Annotated in this window: 16 protein-coding genes; 7 read left to right on the top strand and 9 right to left on the bottom strand. The window is 58.1% G+C overall.

All coding sequences use genetic code 11. The features are described 5' to 3' along the window. Positions 1–9 precede the first annotated feature (9 nt). Both O1724_RS15720 and O1724_RS15715 read right to left on the bottom strand, forming a co-directional pair. The gene (locus tag O1724_RS15720) at positions 10–441 is read right to left on the bottom strand and encodes a tripartite tricarboxylate transporter TctB family protein (RefSeq protein WP_003859443.1); all 432 of its coding nucleotides are present in this window, start codon (positions 439–441) and stop codon (positions 10–12) included. An 11-nt stretch (positions 442–452) separates the two neighbouring features. Then, complete coding sequence (locus O1724_RS15715) at positions 453–1,433, bottom strand: Bug family tripartite tricarboxylate transporter substrate binding protein (RefSeq protein ID WP_023314576.1); 981 nt, start codon at positions 1,431–1,433, stop codon at positions 453–455. A gap of 152 nt (positions 1,434–1,585) precedes the next feature. Between O1724_RS15715 and tctD the strand changes: the two genes are divergently transcribed. From tctD to O1724_RS15695, 4 genes are all read left to right on the top strand, one after another. Next, positions 1,586–2,260, top strand: a complete 675-nt coding sequence (gene tctD, locus O1724_RS15710; protein WP_017693014.1) for a transcriptional regulator TctD — start codon at positions 1,586–1,588, stop codon at positions 2,258–2,260. Beyond that, on the top strand, positions 2,247–3,656 hold the full coding sequence (locus O1724_RS15705) for a sensor histidine kinase (RefSeq protein WP_126296727.1): 1,410 nt from the start codon (positions 2,247–2,249) through the stop codon (positions 3,654–3,656). The genes tctD and O1724_RS15705 overlap by 14 nt, the downstream gene beginning before the upstream one ends. Before the next feature lie 129 nt (positions 3,657–3,785). Next, complete coding sequence (locus O1724_RS15700; RefSeq protein ID WP_045331086.1) at positions 3,786–4,328, top strand: YfaZ family outer membrane protein; 543 nt, start codon at positions 3,786–3,788, stop codon at positions 4,326–4,328. Between the two features lie 94 nt (positions 4,329–4,422). Then, entirely contained in the window at positions 4,423–5,622 is a 1,200-nt protein-coding gene (locus O1724_RS15695) for a nicotinamide mononucleotide deamidase-related protein YfaY (protein ID WP_126296726.1), read from the top strand. Positions 5,623–5,653: 31 nt separating this feature from the next. On the opposite strand, the gene glpC is transcribed toward O1724_RS15695, so the two are convergent. The 3 genes from glpC to glpA are packed head-to-tail and all read right to left on the bottom strand — an operon-like array spanning position 5,654 to position 9,676. Next, entirely contained in the window at positions 5,654–6,844 is a 1,191-nt protein-coding gene (glpC, locus tag O1724_RS15690; RefSeq protein WP_047653838.1) for an anaerobic glycerol-3-phosphate dehydrogenase subunit GlpC, read from the bottom strand. After that, entirely contained in the window at positions 6,841–8,058 is a 1,218-nt protein-coding gene (glpB, locus tag O1724_RS15685) for a glycerol-3-phosphate dehydrogenase subunit GlpB (protein WP_003859428.1), read from the bottom strand. Before glpB ends, glpC begins: the two co-directional genes overlap by 4 nt. Beyond that, complete coding sequence (gene glpA / locus O1724_RS15680; protein WP_126296725.1) at positions 8,048–9,676, bottom strand: anaerobic glycerol-3-phosphate dehydrogenase subunit A; 1,629 nt, start codon at positions 9,674–9,676, stop codon at positions 8,048–8,050. The genes glpB and glpA overlap by 11 nt, the downstream gene beginning before the upstream one ends. Positions 9,677–9,926: 250 nt before the next feature. Here glpA and glpT point away from each other — a divergent pair, with 250 nt between their 5' ends. Both glpT and glpQ read left to right on the top strand, forming a co-directional pair. After that, entirely contained in the window at positions 9,927–11,279 is a 1,353-nt protein-coding gene (glpT, locus tag O1724_RS15675) for a glycerol-3-phosphate transporter (RefSeq protein ID WP_021241541.1), read from the top strand. Between the two features lie 11 nt (positions 11,280–11,290). Next, positions 11,291–12,343 (top strand): glycerophosphodiester phosphodiesterase, encoded by a 1,053-nt coding sequence (glpQ, locus tag O1724_RS15670; protein WP_126296724.1) that lies wholly within the window; start codon positions 11,291–11,293, stop codon positions 12,341–12,343. 23 nt (positions 12,344–12,366) lie between these two features. Here glpQ and yfaE read toward each other — a convergent pair whose 3' ends face one another. From yfaE to ubiG, 4 genes are all read right to left on the bottom strand, one after another. Continuing rightward, positions 12,367–12,621 (bottom strand): class I ribonucleotide reductase maintenance protein YfaE, encoded by a 255-nt coding sequence (gene yfaE / locus O1724_RS15665; RefSeq protein WP_061856628.1) that lies wholly within the window; start codon positions 12,619–12,621, stop codon positions 12,367–12,369. Continuing rightward, on the bottom strand, positions 12,621–13,751 hold the full coding sequence (gene nrdB, locus O1724_RS15660; protein ID WP_023314567.1) for a class Ia ribonucleoside-diphosphate reductase subunit beta: 1,131 nt from the start codon (positions 13,749–13,751) through the stop codon (positions 12,621–12,623). The genes yfaE and nrdB overlap by 1 nt, the downstream gene beginning before the upstream one ends. 108 nt (positions 13,752–13,859) lie before the next feature. Continuing rightward, positions 13,860–16,145 carry a class 1a ribonucleoside-diphosphate reductase subunit alpha gene (gene nrdA / locus O1724_RS15655; RefSeq protein WP_126296723.1) on the bottom strand — a complete coding sequence of 762 codons (2,286 nt, stop codon included), beginning with the start codon at positions 16,143–16,145 and terminating at the stop codon, positions 13,860–13,862. A 348-nt stretch (positions 16,146–16,493) separates the two neighbouring features. Continuing rightward, entirely contained in the window at positions 16,494–17,222 is a 729-nt protein-coding gene (gene ubiG / locus O1724_RS15650) for a bifunctional 2-polyprenyl-6-hydroxyphenol methylase/3-demethylubiquinol 3-O-methyltransferase UbiG (RefSeq protein ID WP_126296722.1), read from the bottom strand. 146 nt (positions 17,223–17,368) lie between these two features. On the opposite strand from ubiG, the gene gyrA reads away from it, so the two are divergent. Then, entirely contained in the window at positions 17,369–20,005 is a 2,637-nt protein-coding gene (gene gyrA, locus O1724_RS15645; RefSeq protein WP_015572288.1) for a DNA topoisomerase (ATP-hydrolyzing) subunit A, read from the top strand. Positions 20,006–20,007 lie beyond the last annotated feature (2 nt).

Here is a 20,007-nt window from a genome sequence, read left to right as displayed (position 1 = left end):
CGTGCTCCGTTAGTTAAACCATGCGCCAAGCGGCAGGGTCACGTCCAGCAGGCGGTCGAAGGCGTACCAGAGTAAAATGCCCAGTACGACCCCGGAGATCCCCGCCGCAGGCAGCGAGGCGTTAAATAGTATGCCAATCACCATCGTCAGCAGGGCGGTGGCAATCGGGAAGCCGAGCCATTCAAAGCCCCACGCGTACATCAGCAGGACAATCACCATTACCAGCAGACGTTGCAGCGTTCGGCGTGGCGGCCACTCCACGGTATCCGGATGGCGCAGCAGCAGCGCTACCGAGCAGAGCAGCATCAGGCCGACAATGCCGACGGGAAAGGGGCGTGGCCCCACGGGTTCATAGCTGTATTCGCTGTGGATCTGCCAGGCGACGAACATGCCGCCAATGCAGAGCAGCAGCCATATCCCGGCAAAAATGCGATCGCTCATAGCGCCTCCGGTTATTTCGCCAGACCAAAGGCTTTCGCCTGTACGCGGTAGTCATTCACCTGTTTTTTGACATACTCGTCCAGCTGCTTGCCGTTCAGGTTGAACTCAAACAGCCCGCGCAGATCGCGCTGTTTTTTGAACTCCTCGGTTTGCTGAAGTTTTGCGAAGGTATCCACCCACCACTGGTATTCGGCGTCGGTCACTTTTGGCCCGACGAAGAAGCCGCGGATGATCGGCCAGACCAGGTTATAACCCTGCTCTTTGGCGGTTGGGACGTCTGCCAGCTGGCCCGGCAGACGGTTTTCTGAGAAGACCGCCAGCACACGGATCTTATCCCCGCTCAGGTAGGGCACCATTTCGCTGAGATCGCCCGATACCGCCTGGACGTGATTGCCCATCAGCGCCGTCACCGGCTCGCCGCCGCCTTCAAAGGCCACGTAACGCATCTTGTGCGGATCCACTTTGGCCTGCTGCGCCAGCAGCGCGGCTTTCATCCAGTCCTGGCTGCCAATAGAGGCGCCCGCGCCAATGACCACGCTGTTCGGATCTTTTTCCATGGCGGTCAGCAGATCTTTCAGGGATTTCCACGGAGAGTCCGCGCGCACGGCGATCATGCCGTAATCGGTGCCTACGGTGGCGAGCCAGCGCACGTCATTCACGTCATAACGACCAAATTTCCCCTGTGACAGATTCAGCAGCGAACCGCCGGAGAAGGCCACCACTGTGCCCGCTTCGGCAGGGCGCTGGGCGACGATGGCGTTATAGGCTACCGCGCCCACGCCGCCGGGCATGTAGGTAACGCGCATCGGTTTCTCAATGGCCTTCGTCTCCAGCAGGCTGACCTGAATCAGCTTACAGGTCAGGTCGAAGCCGCCGCCGGGTTTGGCCGGGGCGATACATTCGGTACGGGATGGCGCGTCCTGCGCCTGGACGACAGAGGCACTCAACAGCAATACGCTTGCAGCAAGGGTAGAAAGTAATTGTTTTTTCATCGTTTATCCTCACGCCGGAGAACCGGGAGTACGGGTACGGGTGTCTTTTTTCTGATTATGTGAACCACCTTGTAGCGGTTCCGTTGCGTGATTGTTAAAACAATAACCTTTCATTTCCCTTTCACTGCGACACCAACTTTACAGGATGTGATATGCGTCTCTTACTGGCGGAAGATAATCGTGAGCTGGCTCACTGGCTGGAAAAAGCGCTGGTACAAAACGGATTTGCCGTGGATTGCGTCAACGATGGACGGGCGGCCGATCATCTTTTGCAGGGAGAAAACTATGCCGTCGCGATCCTTGATATCGGCATGCCCGGTTTCGACGGGCTGGAGGTGGTGCATCGGCTGAGAAAGCGCGGGCAGACGTTGCCCGTGCTGTTTCTTACCGCCCGCAGCAACGTGGCAGACAGGGTTAAGGGGCTGAATGCCGGGGCGGATGACTACCTGCCGAAACCGTTCGAGCTGGAGGAGCTTGATGCCCGCCTGCGTGCGCTGCTGCGCCGCAGTGAAGGGCGAACCCAGGAGCGCCAGCGGCTGGGAGAGCTGGAGTACGATGATGAAGGCTTTTTTCTGCTGCGCGATGAACCCCTTTCCCTCACGCCGCGCGAACTCTCTTTGCTGAAGGTGCTGATGCACCGTCGGACCCGTCCCGTCTCCCGGCAACAGCTTTTCGACCAGGTGTTCAGCCTGAACGACGACGTCAGCCCCGAGAGCATCGATCTCTATATTCACCGCCTGCGTAAGAAGCTGACCGGCAGCGGCGTGCGGATCACCACCCTCCGGGGGCTGGGCTACGTGCTGGAGTGCGGCGATGAAGTGGGTTAAGCCGCAGTCGCTTTACCTGCAACTTTTGCTTTTTCTGGGTTTGCCGCTGCTGCTGTTATGGGGGCTGTCAGCCTTTAACAGCTACGTTAGCGCGCTACAGGCGGCGACGCAGGCCTATGACCGCACGCTGTTATCCTCGGCGCGCACGGTGTCAGAGCGGCTGGTGGTGCACAACGGCAAGCTCCAGGTGAACGTGCCGTGGGTCGTGCTCGACAGCTTCGAGCTGAACATGAACGATCGCCTCTACTACAAGGTCGTGGACCCTGACGGGCGGACGATCTCCGGCTATGACGATCTGCCGAATATGCCCCCCTCCACGTCGCGCACCTCCCACTATCCGGCGCTGGCGTGGTTTTATCATACCGAGTATCGCGGGCAGGCGATCCGCGTGGCGAAGCTGCTCCAGCCGGTTAACGAGGACAGTGTGTTCGGCATGGCGGAAATCTACGTCGCCGAAACGTTGCAGTCGCGGCGCTATCTGGCCACTCAGCTGCTGTTTTCCTCGCTCGTGTCGCAGGGGTTGCTGGTGCTGCTGACGCTGGTCCTGACCGCGTGGCTGCTGCGTCGCGTGCTGCGCCCGATGCGGCAGCTCTCTTCGCTGATGGTGCGCCGTGAGCCCGGGCTGCTGGCTCCGCTGCCGGAGCTGCTGCCCTGGTCGGAAACGCGGCTGCTGATTGTGGCATTTAACCGCTATATCGACAGGTTACGCGGCGTGCTTTCGCGACAGGCGCGCTTTAATGCTGACGCCTCACACCAGCTCAAAACGCCGCTGGCGGTGCTGAAAACCCAGGTATCGGTTGCCCTGACGCGTAACGATCCGGCCCTGTGGCAGGAGAGCTTACGGGCGATGAACGTCACGCTGGATAACACCATCGTGCTGACGGAAAGGCTGTTGCAGCTTTCAGCGGTGAAGCGAAAAGAGCAGGGGGAGCGACAGTTTGCCCCTGTCGATCTGGTGCAGGTGGTGCAAAACTGCTGCTTTTCCCGGCTGGCGCAGGCGCGCAGCAAGGGTATCGATCTCGGTTATGACGGCGTACAGCAGCCGGTAATGATTGACGGTGATGACGTGCTGCTGGGTGAACTCTGCGCCAACCTGCTGGAGAACGCGATCAAATACACGCCGGAGCAGGGCATCGTGACGGTGTACCTGCGCACGGCTAACGATGCCGTTGAGCTGAGCGTGGAGGACAGCGGACCGGGTATTGCTGAAGACCAGATCTCCCAGGCCATGCTGCCGTTTCATCGTCTGGAAAACGTGGGTGATGCCGCCGGGTCCGGCATTGGCCTGGCGCTGGCTAACGATATTGCCCGCCTGCACCGCAGCCATCTTCAGCTGATGCCCAGTGAAAATCTGGGTGGGCTGAGCGTGAAAATGCGCTTTCTGATGCTGATATAAATGCCGATATTATCAAATCGTTACAAACTAATTGCCTGCCGCACGCGGAGTCCATTGATCACACAGGCAGGCAGGTTAAAATCTCGCGGTTTTTGGACATCTCTGAATAAATTGTGCGGGATCACGACAATGAAAAAAGTGGCATTAATGGGCTTAAGCGGCCTGATGTTTGTTTCAGCAGCGGCAAACGCAATTTCCTTCAACGGCTCGGCGGGACAAGATTATACCCATCTGGGCTTCGGTCTTGGCACGGACAGCGCAGGCCTGGCAATGACCGGCGGCTGGACGCATAACGACGACGACGGCGATGCGGCAAGCCTGGGCCTCGGCTTCAACGTGCCGTTGGGTCCCTTCCTGGCGACCGTCGGCGGTAAAGGCATTTACACCAACCCGAACGACGGCGACGAAGGCTACGCGGCGGCAGTGGGCGGCGGCTTGCAGTGGAAAATTGGCGACAGCTTTGGCCTGTTCGGTGAGTACTACTACTCTCCTGATTCCCTCTCCAGCGGCATCGACAGTTATCAGGAAGCTAACGCCGGCGCGCGCTGGACCATCGTGCGTCCAATCACCATCGAAGCGGGTTATCGCTATCTGAACCTGGCCGGTAAAGACGGCAACCGCGACAACGCCCTGGCAGACGGCCCGTACGTTGGCGTTAGCGCCGGTTTCTAATCCTCTCGGCGCGGCGTTCAGTCGCGCCAGTTTCTCTCTTCCCCCAGTCTTTGATTGCGCTATAGTGTTTTGACCATTGAAATGGGAGAACACAATGATAAACGTGGAAATGTTATCCACTGGCGACGAAGTGCTTCATGGGCAAATCATTGATACCAATGCCGCCTGGCTCGCCGATCTCTTCTTTGAGCAAGGATTACCGTTAACGCGCCGCAACACCGTAGGTGACAACCTTGAGTCGCTGGTCAACGTTCTGCGCGAGCGCAGCGAACGCTGCGACGTGCTGATTGTGAACGGCGGGCTGGGACCCACCAGCGACGATCTCAGCGCGCTGGCCGCCGCCACGGCCAAAGGCGAAGGCCTGGTCCTGCACGAGGCGTGGCTGGCGCAGATGGAGCGCTTTTTCTCCGGGCGTGGCCGCGTGATGGCCCCCAGCAACCGCAAGCAGGCTGAAATTCCCGCCAGCGCGGAACTGATTGATAACCCGGTCGGCACCGCCTGCGGGTTTGCCGTTCAGTTGAACCGCAGCCTGATGTTCTTCACTCCGGGTGTGCCGTCGGAATTTAAAGTGATGGTCGAGCAGCAGATCCTGCCGCGCCTGCGCGCGCGCTTTACGCTGCCTGAACCGCCGCTGTGCCTGCGTCTGACCACCTTTGGTCGCTCGGAAAGCGATCTGGCTCAGAGCCTCGATCACCTGCAACTGCCTCCCGGCGTGTCGATGGGCTATCGCTCCTCCATGCCGATTATTGAACTGAAGCTGACCGGACCGGCGTCAGAGAAAGCCGCTATGCTGGCACTGTGGCCGGAAGTGCGGCGCGTCGCCGGGGAAAGCCTGATTTTCGAAGGAACGGAAGGGCTGCCGGCGCAGATCGCAGCGCATTTGCAGTCCCGCCAGCTGAGCGTGACGTTAAGCGAGCAGTTTACCGGTGGGCTTCTGGCGCTTCAGCTTACCCGGGCGGGTGCGCCGCTGCTGGCCAGTGAAGTGGTGCCGTTCCAGCAGGAGACGCTGGCGCAGACGGCGCGCTGGGCATCCGAGCGCAGAGTGAAGCATTTCGCCGGACTGGCGCTGTTTGTGGGCGGGCTGGATGAGGAGCACCTCAACTTTGCCCTGGCAACGCCGGAAGGAACGCACGCCCTGCGCGTCAGGATGAGCATTACCCGCCACAGCCTGGCCGTACGTCAGGAGGTGTGCGCGATGATGGCGCTGAACATGCTGCGCCGCTGGCTGAACGGGAAAGAGGTCGCCAGTGAGCACGGCTGGATCAACGTCGTGGAATCGCTGTTCGTAGAGTGAGAGTGTGCCGGGGCAGTGTCCCCGGCAACGGTTACGCCAGCGCTTTTGCCAGCAAGGTAATGGGATGTTCACAGCGTTTGCTGGTGGACATCTCGATCTGCCACTTGCAGGTTTCACAGTCCGTCACCACGATATCTGCGCCGCTCTCTTCAATCTGCCGGAACAGCGGCGCGCCAATGGCCTGTGACGTTGGGTAGTTTTCACGCTTGAATCCGTAGGTGCCAGCGATGCCGCAGCAGCGTGAGTCCAGCACCGTCAGCTCCAGCCCCGGGATCAGCCGCAGCAGCTCAAGCGTATAGATCGACCAGCCCATCTTCTCCATATGACATGGCGTGTGATACACCACCTTCAGCGGCAATTTGCCCAGCGGTAACGTCTGCCCGCTGTCCAGCTTGCGCCAGAGAAAACGGGTCGCCAGCTCAATGTGCTCGCGCAGGCCGGTGTTATCCACATCCAGCAGATGCGGATATTCATCGCGCAGCGTGAAGGTACAGGTTGACGACGTCGCCAGTACCGGTATCCCTTTGTCGACGATCGCCTCGCGTAAAGAGGTGACGTTGCTTTTCGCCTGCCTGCGCGCTTTGTCGGTAAAACCGTTGGCAATCAGCGGAACGCCGCAGCACTTCTCTTTGCTCAGCAGCTGAACGCCCGTCCCCATGGCGTTAAGCACTTTCAGCAGGTCTTTCCCCAGCTGCGGATGGTTGTAGTTCACGTAGCAGCCGTGGAAGAAGGCGACCTGCTCAGCGAACTGCGCCTGTTCTGCCGCCACGGATTTATACCAGCGGCGGAAGGTGCCGTGAGAATATTTCGGCAGACTGCGGTGATGGTCGATTTTGAGCGTCGCATCCAGCAGCCTGCGCACCGGCTTCAGGGCGGTGGCGGCATTGACGACCGGTGCGAAAGGCGTCGAGAGGCTGCCCATTAGATCGGTGTGGCTCAGTATCGCGTCACGCAGCGTCGGTTTTTTCGTACTGTAGCGGGCGCGGGCGCGCTGGATGATATCGCCTATTTTCACGTCCGACGGGCAGGCAACTTCGCAGCGTTTGCAGTTGATGCAGTATTTCAGCGCCTCGTCGTAGAGCGCGCCATCCTTCAGGCGCAGACGCTCCCCGTCGGGACCGGCCTGTTTCGGGCCGGGATAGCGCGGATCGACGCCGCTGACCGGGCAAACCGTGGTGCAGACCGTGCATTTGATACAGCTTTCAAATCGGGTGTCGTTCATTGTGCTCTCTCCCTGCGCTGGATAATCTGCTCCGCGACATGCAGCGCGGTGACGGCGCAGACGCCGCCACCGCAGCCCTGCGCCACGGGATCGTACCCGCCCAGAACCGAGCCGATGGCGTAAAGATTTTCAACCGGTTCCCCGCCCAGCCGCGGGCGCAGTTGGCTGTCGACGATCACGCCGAACTGCTGCCAGGGCTGCGGGGTGAAGAAATCGCTTTGATACCAGTCCGCGCGGGAAGCGCTTTGCCGGACATCCAGCCCGAGTATTGCCTCACGCACGCCATCCCGGCTGCTTAGCAGACCGTTACTGAAGAAACTGCCGCTTGCCAGCACCGTATAGCGTGCGCGAAGCGGGATGTCGCCGTGGTTGCGGGTCCAGATATCGCTTACCGCGCCCTCAGCCAGGGTGATTTTTTTCACTTCGTCGCCTGCCATCCAGACGCCACCCTGGGCGACAAACTGACGCTGAAGCTGGGTATGCAGACGAATGCCGGGCACGGAAGGGGGGAGCGTCGGCAGTAAACCGAGCGTACAGGGCAGGCGCGCCGAGAGCCAGCGCCAGAGCCGGTTGTCCGTTAAGCCAAAACAGGCGGGCATAAACAGGGCGTCGCAGGTCTCGCCGAGCGGTTGAAGCGCCGCGTACAGCTGCGGCCAGTAACTTTCATTATCCAGCAGGCGGGCAATGTTCACCGCACGAAACTCGCTGGGGTTTTCGCGCAGCACGTCGAGTTCGGGGAGATCAATCTCCGCCGTATCCACCTGAACACCCTGCTGTCTGAGAGACGCGGCGGCCAGATGTGGCTGGAAATCAAGGAAACCGCTGATCCCCACCACCCGCACGCGCTCGGCAGCGATGGGAGCGACAGGCACCTCTTCCGGGCTAAGCCAGGCGGCGCGCAGGGTGCCGAGTGGCGTGACGCGCTGATGGTTTTGCTCGGCGTCACCCTGCATGCGTGCGCCGCAGGCAGTGAGCAGGTGTTCGGTTTCGCAGGCAAAGCGGGCCATATTCTCTGCGCCCGTCAGGCGGTAGGGATGTTCAGGCGGCAGATCGGCGAACGATAGCGCGCCCAGTAAATCCAGCGAGCCGGAGGAGAAGTGCAGAGCACTCTGACCGCGAGTGACAATGGCGCAGCGCAGACCCCGCTGCGTCAGTTTGAGGCCGCACAGCAGGCCCGCCAGCCCCCCACCCACAATCACGGTATCAAATTTCATGGTTGTGCTCCTTCTCCAGACCGCAAAGCCCCTGATAGACCCAGCGGGTAAATTCGCTTTCGCGCAGGGCATCGCCCCAGGCGACGGGCTGAATGCCTTTCCAGCGCTCGTTTAAAAAATCGCTGAGTTGGGCAAGCGACTGGGTTGGCGTGGTGGCGTGAAAACGTTGCAGCAGCCCGGCGGCACGGCAGGCGCACAGCTCCCCCTGACAGGTGCCCATCCCGACGCGCGTGCGGCGGCGTAAATCGAGCAGGTTGTTCACCGTCAGGTTTTCCACGGCATACTGCACCTCGCCTGCGGTCACGGCTTCGCATTCGCACACCAGGCTGCGGCTGAGTCGCCCTTCACCGAGCCAGGTCGGGGTGCGGTCGCCGTGGCGGTAAATAGCCGAACCGCGAAGCGGGGCAGGGAGTGAAATGATTTTGTGCAGCGTTTTTTCTGTCGATTGCTGCGAGCCGGGCAGGGCCTGTTCCGCCGTCACGCACGGCGCGGTGTTGCCGAGCTTACGGCAGACGGCATCGGTGGCCCACTGGGCCATCAGCCGGTAGGTCATCAGCTTGCCGCCGGTAATGGTGATAAATCCGTCCATGCCGTCACGTTCGGCGTGATCGAGCAGTACGATGCCGCGGCTGACGTTACGCCCGCTCGGATCGTTATCGCTGGCGACGAGGGGACGCACGCCCGCGTAGGCACGCAGAATACGCGTCTGCGCCATCACCGGGGCCAGCTTTTCCCCTTCGCGCAGCAGGATATCCACCTCTTCAGCGGTGACGCGGTTGTAATCAATTTCGCTGTAGTCCACATGCATTGAGGTCGTGCCGATTAACGAAATGGTGTCCCCCGGCACGAGGATATCGGCGTCAGACGGTTTACGGCAGCGGTTGATGACATGGTTATTGATGCGGTGGTCGAGGATCAGCAGCGAGCCTTTCGCCGGGAACATGCGCACCGACAGGTCCGCGTATTCCGCGATGCGCTGGCCCCAGATCCCCGCCGCGTTGACCACGACGGCGGCATACAGCTCGCGGTGTTCGTTGTACTGCGCATCAAACACGCGCACTCCGCGCACGGTATTCCCTTCGCGAATAAGCCCGGTGACGTGATGCCCGGTCAGGATCTGGGCGCCATGTTCCCGCGCGTCGAGCATATTGGCGGCGGTCAGGCGGAAAGGATCAACGGTTCCGTCCGGTACTTTTACCGCGCCCAGTAACGCCGGGTTTACCGAGGGTTCAAGACGGCGCGCCTGCGCAGGATCGATCGCCTCGGCCTGAATGCCTGCCGCCGTGCAGGCGGTGATAAAGGTTTGCTGAAAGCCGAGGTCGTCTTCTGGAAGGGTGATAAAAAGACCGTTGGTCGGTTCAACGCAGTGGCGGGCGATGCGCCTGAGGATCTGGTTTTCAGCGATACACTCGCGCGCTGACTCAGCGTCAGTGACCGCATAGCGGGCGCCGCTGTGCAACAGACCGTGGTTACGTCCCGTCGCGCCGGTGGCGATATCGTGGCGTTCCAGAAGCGTGACGCTCAATCCCCGCAGGGCGCAGTCGCGTGCGATGCCGGCACCCGTCGCGCCACCGCCAATGATAATCACATCGCTGAAGCGTGGATCGTGAATTGTCATTGCCTTTCCTCTATGTTCGTTTTTTTGCATTTAGCCACATTGATCGTGTGGTTTGTTTGATTTCGAACATAAACGCGCGAAATTCGAAAGTGAAACGTGATTTCATGCGCTTTTTTGCGCATTCTGTCATATTTCTGTAACAATCTGTGCGTTGATTCACAGTAACATTCACCGTGATTTCTTAACATCGCCGCCTCTGTAGCCGGGCGCGAGATGCCCGGTCATTTTTTGAAAGGCCACGGAGGCTGTTATGCTCAGTATCTTTAAACCTGCGCCACATCGGGCGCGACTGCCAGAGGCAGAGATTGATCCTCTCTACCGCCGTCTGCGTTGGCAAATCTTCCTCGGGATCTTCTTCGGGTATGCGGCGTACTATCTGGTACGTAAAAACTTTGCGCTCGCCATGCCGTACCTGGTAGAGCAGGGCTTCTCCCGCGGCGATCTGGGGTTCGCGCTGTCGGGGATATCCATCGCCTACGGTTTTTCCAAATTCATCATGGGTTCCGTGTCGGATCGCTCGAATCCGCGCGTGTTCCTGCCTGCCGGTCTGATCCTGGCGGCAGCGGTGATGCTGTTTATGGGCTTTGTGCCATGGGCAACCTCCAGCATTGCCATCATGTTCGTGCTGCTGTTCCTCTGCGGCTGGTTCCAGGGAATGGGGTGGCCGCCGTGCGGACGCACCATGGTGCACTGGTGGTCGCAGAAAGAGCGCGGCGGCATCGTGTCGGTGTGGAACTGCGCCCATAACGTGGGCGGCGGTATTCCGCCGCTGCTGTTCCTGCTGGGGATGGCCTGGTTCAACGACTGGCACGCGGCGCTCTATATGCCTGCCTTTGGTGCCATTCTGGTGGCGATTATTGCTTTCGCCCTGATGCGCGATACGCCGCAGTCCTGCGGCCTGCCGCCGATTGAAGAGTACAAAAATGACTATCCGGATGATTACAGCGAGAAGCACGAAGAAGAGCTGACCGCGAAGCAAATCTTCATGAAGTACGTCCTGCCGAACAAGCTGCTGTGGTACATCGCGGTCGCCAACGTGTTCGTTTATCTCCTGCGCTACGGCATTCTGGACTGGTCTCCGACCTACCTGAAAGAGGTGAAGCACTTCGCGCTGGATAAATCCTCCTGGGCGTACTTCCTGTATGAATACGCCGGTATCCCGGGCACCCTGATTTGCGGCTGGATGTCGGACAAGGTGTTTAAGGGCAACCGCGGTGCGACGGGCGTCTTCTTTATGACCCTGGTGACTATCGCGACGGTAGTGTACTGGCTCAACCCGCCGGGTAATCCGGGTGTGGATATGGCCTGTATGATCGTCATCGGCTTCCTGATTTATGGTCCGGTTATGCTGATCGGCCTGCACGCGCTGGAGCTGGCACCGAAGAAAGCGGCAGGCACGGCTGCGGGCTTTACCGGTCTGTTCGGCTATCTCGGCGGTTCGGTCGCGGCGAGCGCCATTGTGGGCTATACCGTTGACTTCTTCGGCTGGGACGGCGGCTTTATGGTGATGATCGGCGGAAGCGTGCTGGCGGTACTGCTGCTGGTTGTTGTGATGATTGGTGAAAAACGTCACCACGCCGAAGTGCTGGCGCGTCGTCAATAAGGAGCATTGCGATGAAATTAACTCAGTTAGCAACCGGCCTGCTGCTGGCGGGCCTGATGACAGGCTCCGCGCTGGCGGCAGATAAGATCGTGATCGCCCACCGTGGCGCCAGCGGTTATCTGCCGGAGCATACGCTGCCGGCAAAAGCGATGGCCTATGCCCAGGGCGCGGATTATCTGGAGCAGGATCTGGTGATGACGAAGGACGACCAGCTGGTCGTCCTGCACGACCATTATCTTGACCGCGTCACGGACGTGGCGGAGCGTTTCCCGGATCGCGCCCGTAAAGATGGTCGCTACTACGCTATCGACTTCACGCTGGCGGAGATCCGCTCCCTGAAGTTCACCGAAGGCTTCGAGATTGAAAACGGCAAGAAGGTGCAGGTCTATCCGGGACGTTTCCCGATGGGCAAATCTGACTTCCGGATCCATACCTTCCAGGAAGAGATTGAGTTTGTTCAGGGACTGAACCACTCCACCGGTAAAAACATCGGCATCTACCCGGAAATCAAAGCCCCATGGTTCCACCATCAGGAAGGGAAGGACATTGCCGCGAAGACGCTGGAGGTACTGAAAAAGTACGGCTACACCAGCAAGCAGGATAAGGTTTTCCTGCAATGTTTCGATGCCGCGGAACTGAAGCGCATCAAAACTGAGCTGGAGCCGAAGATGGGGATGGATCTCAATCTGGTGCAGCTGATTGCCTATACCGACTGGAATGAAACTCAGGAAAAACAGCCGGACGGGAAGTGGGTGAACTACAGCTACGACTGGATGTTTAAGCCGGGCGCGATGAAGCAGATTGCGCAGTACGCCGACGGCATCGGGCCGGATTACCACATGCTGGTGGCGGAAGGCGCAACGCCGGGTCACGTGAAGCTGACGGCGATGGTGAAAGAGGCGCACGCCAGCAAGATGCAGGTGCATCCGTACACGGTGCGTGCCGATCAGCTGCCGCCATATGCCACCGATGTGAATCAGCTTTACGAGGTGTTGTATAAGCAGGCGGACGTGGACGGGCTGTTTACGGATTTCCCGGATAAAGCGGTGACGTTCTTAAAATAGAAAAAGGGCCGTAAGGCCCTTTTTTACATCTCGATCTCAATATCGCCTTTTGCCCGGCAGCAGCAGGGCAAAATTTCCCCTTCACTGATAAAGGCCAGCGGTTCGGTCAGCCAGTCCACCTGGCCTGCGACCAGACGGCAGCGGCAGGAACCGCAATAGCCTTCACGACACTGGTACTCTACCTCAACCTGATGCGCTTCAAGCGCCACCAGCAGAGAAGGATGCTCTTCATGGCACAACACCTCTGTACCAGAAAGGCTTAGCGTTACGCGGCTCATCAGAGCTGGAAGTCGCTCAGGTCGTCGGTGTTGACTTCAGAGTCAATCTGACCGACCAGATAAGAACTCACTTCCACTTCCTGCGGCGCAACCTGCACGTTATCGGACACCAGCCAGGTATTGATCCACGGAATTGGGTTAGAGCGCGTCTGGAATGGCAGATCGAGACCCACAGCCTGCATGCGGATGTTAGTGATGTACTCCACGTACTGGCACAGAATGTCTTTGTTCAGGCCAATCATGGAGCCGTCGCGGAACAGGTAGTCTGCCCACTCTTTCTCCTGCTGGGCGGCCTGCAAGAACAGGTCGTAGCACTCCTGTTTGCACTCTTCGGCGATTTCCGCCATCTCTGGGTCGTCCGCACCGCTGCGCAGCAGGTTTAGCATATGCTGGGTGCCGGTCAGGTGCAGGGCTTCGTCACGGGCGATCAGACGGATAATTTTGGCGTTACCTTCCATCAGCTTGCGCTCGGCAAAGGCGAAGGAGCAGGCGAAGCTCACGTAGAAGCGGATTGCTTCCAGCGCGTTGACGCTCATCAGGCACAGATAGAGCTGCTTTTTCAGGGCCCGCAGGTTTACGGTAACGGTTTTGCCGTTCACGTTATGCGTGCCTTCGCCCAGCAGATGCCAGTAGCTGGTCATCTCGATCAGCTCGTCGTAGTAGTGCGCAATGCCTTCGGCGCGCTTCTGGATCTGTTCGTTGGTGACGATATCGTCAAACACCACCGCCGGATCGTTCACAATGTTGCGGATGATGTGGGTGTAAGAGCGGGAGTGGATCGTCTCGGAGAACGCCCAGGTTTCTACCCAGGTTTCCAGCTCAGGAATCGAGATTAGCGGCAGCAGCGCCACGTTCGGACTACGTCCCTGAATGGAGTCCAGCAGCGTCTGGTACTTCAGGTTGCTGAGGAAGATGTGCTTTTCGTGTTCCGGCAGCGCCTGGAAATCGATACGGTCGCGGGAAACGTCAACTTCTTCCGGACGCCAGAAGAAGGAGAGTTGCTTTTCAATCAGCTTTTCGAAGATGTCATATTTTTGCTGATCGTAGCGTGCCACGTTGACCGGCTGGCCGAAGAACATCGGCTCTTTGAGCTGGTCGTTTTTCGTCTGTGAAAAGGTGGTATATGCCATTGCGGTGAGTCCTGTGGTGTTATTTCCCCTCACCCCGGCCCTCTCCCACAGGGAGAGGGGGAAAGAGTTCCCTCTCCCTGTGGGAGAGGGTTAGGGTGAGGGAATTTATTAGATCTTACATGCGCCGCTTTCGCAGCCATCGTCCTGAATTGACGGCGCCAGGTCGTCCTGGGCGTCTTCCGCACCATCACGGGTGTTGTGATAGTACAGCGTTTTCACGCCAAATTTGTAGGCTGTCAGCAGGTCCTTCAACAGCTGCTGCATCGGTACCTTGCCGGACGGGAAGCGCGTCGGGTCGTAGTTGGTATTGGCAGAGATCGACTGGTCGATAAACTTCTGCATGATACCCACCAGTTGGAGGTAGCCGTCGTTGTTTGGCATTTCCCACAGCAGCTCGTAGTTGTCACCCAGCGTTTCGTAATCCGGTACCACCTGACGCAGCACGCCGTCTTTCGACGCTTTAATGCTGACGTGCCCGCGCGGTGGCTCAATACCGTTAGTGGCGTTGGAGATCTGCGAAGAGGTCTCGGACGGCATCAGGGCAGAGAGCGTGGAGTTACGCAGGCCGTGAGTTTTAATGGACTCGCGCAGGCCTTCCCAGTCGAGGTGCAGCGGCTCGCTGACGATCGCATCCAGGTCTTTTTTATAGGTGTCGATCGGCAGAATGCCTTTCGCGTAAGTGGTTTCGTTGAACCACGGGCACGCGCCTTGCTCTTTCGCCAGCTCGTTAGAGGCTTTCATCAGGTAGTACTGGATCGCTTCGAACGTCTGGTGCGTCAGATTGTTGGCGCTGCCGTCGGAGTAACGCTTGCCGTTTTTCGCCAGCCAGTAGGCGAAGTTGATTACGCCGATACCTAAAGTGCGACGACCCATTGCGCCGCGTTTTGCCGCCGGGATTGGGTAATCCTGGTAGTCCAGCAGGGCGTCGAGGGCACGAACAGCCAGCACCGCCAGCTCTTCCAGCTCGTCCAGGCTCTTAATCGCACCCAGGTTGAACGCAGAGAGCGTACACAGCGCGATTTCGCCGTTTTCGTCGTTCACATCGTCCAGCGGTTTGGTCGGCAGGGCGATCTCCAGGCACAGGTTGGACTGGCGCACTGGCGCAACCACCGGATCGAACGGGCTGTGGGTGTTGCAGTGGTCAACGTTCTGGATATAGATACGGCCGGTAGAAGCACGTTCCTGCATCATCAGGGAGAACAGATCGACCGCCTTCACGCGCTGCTTACGGATGCTGTCGTCTTTTTCATATTTGGTGTACAGACGCTCGAACTCATCCTGATCGGCGAAGAACGCGTCATACAGGCCCGGGACGTCGGACGGGCTGAACAGGGTGATGTCTTCCCCTTTCAGCAGGCGGGTGTACATCAGCTTGTTGATCTGCACGCCGTAGTCCATGTGACGCACGCGGTTGCCTTCCACGCCGCGGTTGTTCTTCAGAACCAGCAGGCTTTCCACTTCCAGGTGCCACATCGGGTAGAACAGGGTCGCAGCGCCACCGCGCACGCCGCCCTGAGAGCAGGATTTTACTGCCGTCTGGAAGTGCTTATAGAACGGGATACAGCCGGTGTGGAACGCTTCACCGCCGCGAATCGGGCTGCCCAGCGCACGAATGCGGCCGGCGTTGATGCCGATACCGGCGCGCTGGGAAACGTATTTCACAATGGCGCTGGAGGTGGCGTTGATGGAATCCAGGCTGTCACCGCACTCGATCAGTACGCAGGAGCTGAACTGACGGGTTGGGGTGCGCACGCCAGACATGATTGGCGTCGGCAGTGAAATCTTGAACGTCGATACCGCATCGTAGAAACGCTTCACGTAATCCAGACGGGTGTCACGCGGATAGTTGGAGAACAGGCAGGCGGCCACCAGAATATAGAGGAACTGGGCGCTTTCGTAGATCTCACCGGTTACACGGTTCTGAACCAGGTATTTGCCTTCGAGCTGCTTCACCGCCGCGTAGGAGAAGTTCATGTCGCGCCAGTGATCGATAAACCCGTTCATCTGCTCGAACTCTTCTTCCGTATAGTCTTCCAGCAGATGCGTGTCGTATTTGCCCAGCTCAACCATTTTCACCACGTGATCGTAAAGCTTCGGCGGCTCAAACTGGCCGTAGGCTTTTTTACGCAGGTGGAAAATCGCCAGACGTGCAGCGAGGTACTGATAATCCGGTGCTTCGCGGGAGATGAGGTCCGCCGCCGCTTTAATGATCGTTTCGTGGATATCAGACGTTTTGATGCCGTCGTAGAACTGGATGTGTGAACGCAGTTCAACCTGGGAGATAGATACGTTGTTCAGTCCTTCTGCTGCCCAGTCGAGAACTCGATGGATTTTGTCCAGATTGATACGCTCGGTAGTACCGTCGCGCTTTGTCACCAGCAGACTCTGATTCATGTGGGGTTTACCTGTCCGTGAAATAAAAAAATATCCCCCGCTTATCCACAGAACCGTCTTGTGACTAACTCTGTGGATAAATACTACATATAGGGGGTTTGCGATAAGAAAAACGCTATATGGTGAGTATTCTAGTAAGGATTCTTTTCAGTACAAGGGTTGATTTTGACGTTAAATTGAGGTTGTGAAAGGGTAAAAAAGGCTAAGTCCTCGTGCTGTAAGGCCTGGAAGACATGTCAATAATTAAGAAAAAAAATTCAAAATTTGATCGAGTGCTGATTTCTTCAACGGGCGGTCAGAATTGCGCAACATGATGTCGCGCAATCTTTATAAGAATAACGAATGACGTTAGTCGTTTTTGGCGGTTGTATGCAACATATAGTTAACATCAACGCCCGGTGCGAGTTTGAATTTATTGGTCAGCGGATTGTAGTGCAGGCCGGTGATGTGCTGCTCCTTGAGCCACGTCTGGTCGACCCAGCTTAACAGTTCCGCAGGCTTGATGAATTTCTTCACGTCATGCGTGCCTTTCGGCACCATGCGCAGCACATACTCCGCGCCAACGACGGCCATCAGCCAGGCTTTACCGTTGCGGTTGATGGTCGAGAAGAAGACCTGTCCACCCGGTTTCACCAGGTTTGCACAGGCGCTGACGACCGACTGCGGATCGGGAACGTGCTCCAGCATCTCCATGCAGGTCACCACGTCATACTGGTGCGCATGTTTTGCCGCGTGCTCTTCCACGGTTTCCTGAACGTATTCTACCTGTATGCCGGACTCCAGCGCATGAAGACGCGCAACCTGTAGAGGTTCGAAGCCCATGTCCAGACCGGTGACGGTGGCCCCTTCACGCGCCATACTTTCCGCCAGGATGCCGCCGCCGCAGCCGACGTCGAGCACTTTCTTACCGAACAGACCGCCGGAACGCTCCGCGATATAGCCCAGACGCAGCGGGTTAATGCGATGCAGAGGTTTGAACTCACCTTCGAGATCCCACCAGCGGGACGCCACCGCTTCAAATTTGGCAATCTCTTCGTGGTCAACGTTGTGAGCCACCGGGGATTTTTCGGCATTCATGGGCGCTTTTACTCCTTATTTAGCAAGACAAATGAGTATATCAGGCAATCCCTGTGAATAAAGCGTATAGGTTTACCTGTATCACCGCGGCTGTGTTATAATTTGCGACCTTTGAATCCGGGATACAGTAGAGGGATAGCGGTTAGATGAGCGACCTTGCGAGAGAAATTACACCGGTTAACATCGAGGAAGAGCTGAAAAGCTCCTATCTGGACTATGCGATGTCGGTCATTGTTGGCCGTGCGCTGCCGGACGTCCGCGATGGCCTGAAGCCGGTACACCGTCGCGTACTATACGCCATGAACGTATTGGGCAATGACTGGAATAAAGCCTACAAAAAATCTGCCCGTGTCGTTGGTGACGTAATCGGTAAATACCATCCTCATGGTGATTCCGCGGTGTACGACACCATTGTCCGTATGGCGCAGCCCTTCTCGCTGCGTTACATGCTGGTAGATGGTCAGGGTAACTTTGGTTCTATCGACGGCGACTCCGCCGCGGCAATGCGTTATACGGAAATCCGTCTGGCGAAGATTGCCCATGAGCTGATGGCTGACCTGGAAAAAGAGACGGTTGATTTCGTTGATAACTACGACGGCACGGAAAAAATTCCTGACGTCATGCCAACGAAGATCCCAAACCTGCTGGTGAACGGTTCGTCCGGTATCGCCGTCGGTATGGCAACCAACATTCCGCCGCACAATATCACGGAAGTGATCAACGGCTGCCTGGCCTACATTGACGATGAAGACATCAGCATTGAAGGGCTGATGGAACACATCCCGGGCCCGGACTTCCCGACGGCGGCAATCATCAATGGCCGTCGCGGTATTGAAGAAGCGTACCGTACCGGTCGCGGCAAGATTTACATCCGTGCCCGCGCCGAAGTGGAAGCGGACGCCAAAACCGGCCGTGAAACCATTATTGTTCACGAGATCCCGTATCAGGTGAACAAAGCGCGACTGATTGAAAAAATCGCCGAGCTGGTAAAAGAAAAACGCGTTGAAGGCATCAGCGCGCTGCGTGACGAGTCTGACAAAGACGGTATGCGCATCGTGATTGAAATCAAGCGCGACGCGGTGGGTGAAGTTGTGTTGAACAACCTTTACTCCCAGACTCAGCTTCAGGTCTCCTTCGGTATCAACATGGTTGCGCTGCACCATGGCCAGCCGAAGATCATGAACCTGAAAGAGATCCTGAGCGCGTTCGTGCGTCACCGCCGTGAAGTGGTGACTCGCCGTACCATCTTCGAACTGCGCAAAGCGCGCGACCGTGCCCATATCCTTGAAGCACTGGCCGTTGCGCTGGCGAACATCGACCCGATCATCGAGCTGATCCGCCGTGCGCCGACGCCAGCAGAAGCGAAGGCGTCGCTGGTTGCGCGTCCATGGGATCTGGGCAACGTGGCGGCGATGCTGGAACGTGCCGGCGATGACGCTGCGCGTCCTGAGTGGCTGGAGCCGGAATTCGGCGTGCGTGACGGTCAGTACTACCTGACTGAACAGCAGGCCCAGGCGATTCTGGATCTGCGTTTGCAGAAACTGACCGGCCTTGAGCATGAAAAACTGCTCGACGAGTACAAAGAGCTGCTGGAGCAGATTGCCGAGCTGCTGCATATCTTGGGTAGCGCAGAGCGCCTGATGGAAGTGATCCGTGAAGAGCTGGAGCTGGTTCGCGATCAGTTCGGCGACGAGCGTCGCACCGAAATCACGGCCAACAGCTCTGATATCAACATTGAAGATCTGATCAACCGCGAAGACGTGGTAGTGACGCTGTCTCACCAGGGCTACGTGAAGTATCAGCCGTTGACCGACTACGAAGCTCAGCGTCGGGGCGGTAAAGGCAAATCTGCGGCGCGTATTAAAGAAGAAGACTTCATTGATCGTCTGCTGGTGGCGAACACCCATGACACGATCCTCTGCTTCTCCAGCCGGGGCCGTCTGTACTGGATGAAAGTCTATCAGCTGCCGGAAGCAAGCCGTGGCGCGCGTGGACGTCCAATCGTCAACCTGCTGCCGCTGGAAGCGAACGAACGTATCACCGCCATACTGCCGGTACGCGAGTACGAAGAGGGCGTGAACGTCTTTATGGCGACCGCGAGCGGTACCGTGAAGAAAACCGCACTGACCGAGTTCAGCCGTCCACGTTCTGCCGGGATTATCGCGGTGAACCTGAACGAAGGCGACGAACTGATCGGCGTGGATCTGACGTCCGGTTCTGATGAAGTGATGCTCTTCTCTGCCGCCGGTAAAGTGGTGCGCTTTAAAGAGAACGCCGTGCGCGCAATGGGTCGTACGGCGACCGGCGTGCGTGGTATCAAGCTGGCGGGTGAAGACTCCGTTGTTTCCCTGATCGTTCCTCGTGGCGAAGGCGCAATCCTGACCGTCACCCAGAACGGCTACGGTAAACGTACGGCGGAAAGTGAATACCCAACCAAGTCACGCGGCACGCAGGGCGTTATCTCCATCAAAGTGACCGAGCGCAACGGTTCCGTTGTTGGCGCGGTGCAGGTGGACGACGCGGACCAGATCATGATGATCACCGATGCCGGTACGCTGGTGCGTACCCGCGTGTCAGAGATCAGCGTGGTAGGTCGTAACACCCAGGGCGTTATCCTCATCCGCACTGCGGAAGATGAAAACGTCGTCGGTCTGCAACGCGTTGCTGAGCCGGTGGATGACGAAGAGCTTGACTCTATCGACGGCAGCGTCGCGGAAGGGGATGATGAAATCGCCCCGGAAGCGGACACCGATGATGAAGCAGCGGATGACGCTGACGAGTAACG

It is taken from the genome of Enterobacter cloacae complex sp. HYC074_NIDB (genome assembly GCF_056673345.1).
Note: the sequence above shows the minus strand (reverse complement) of the source record. Positions and strands in the feature narration are given on the sequence as shown.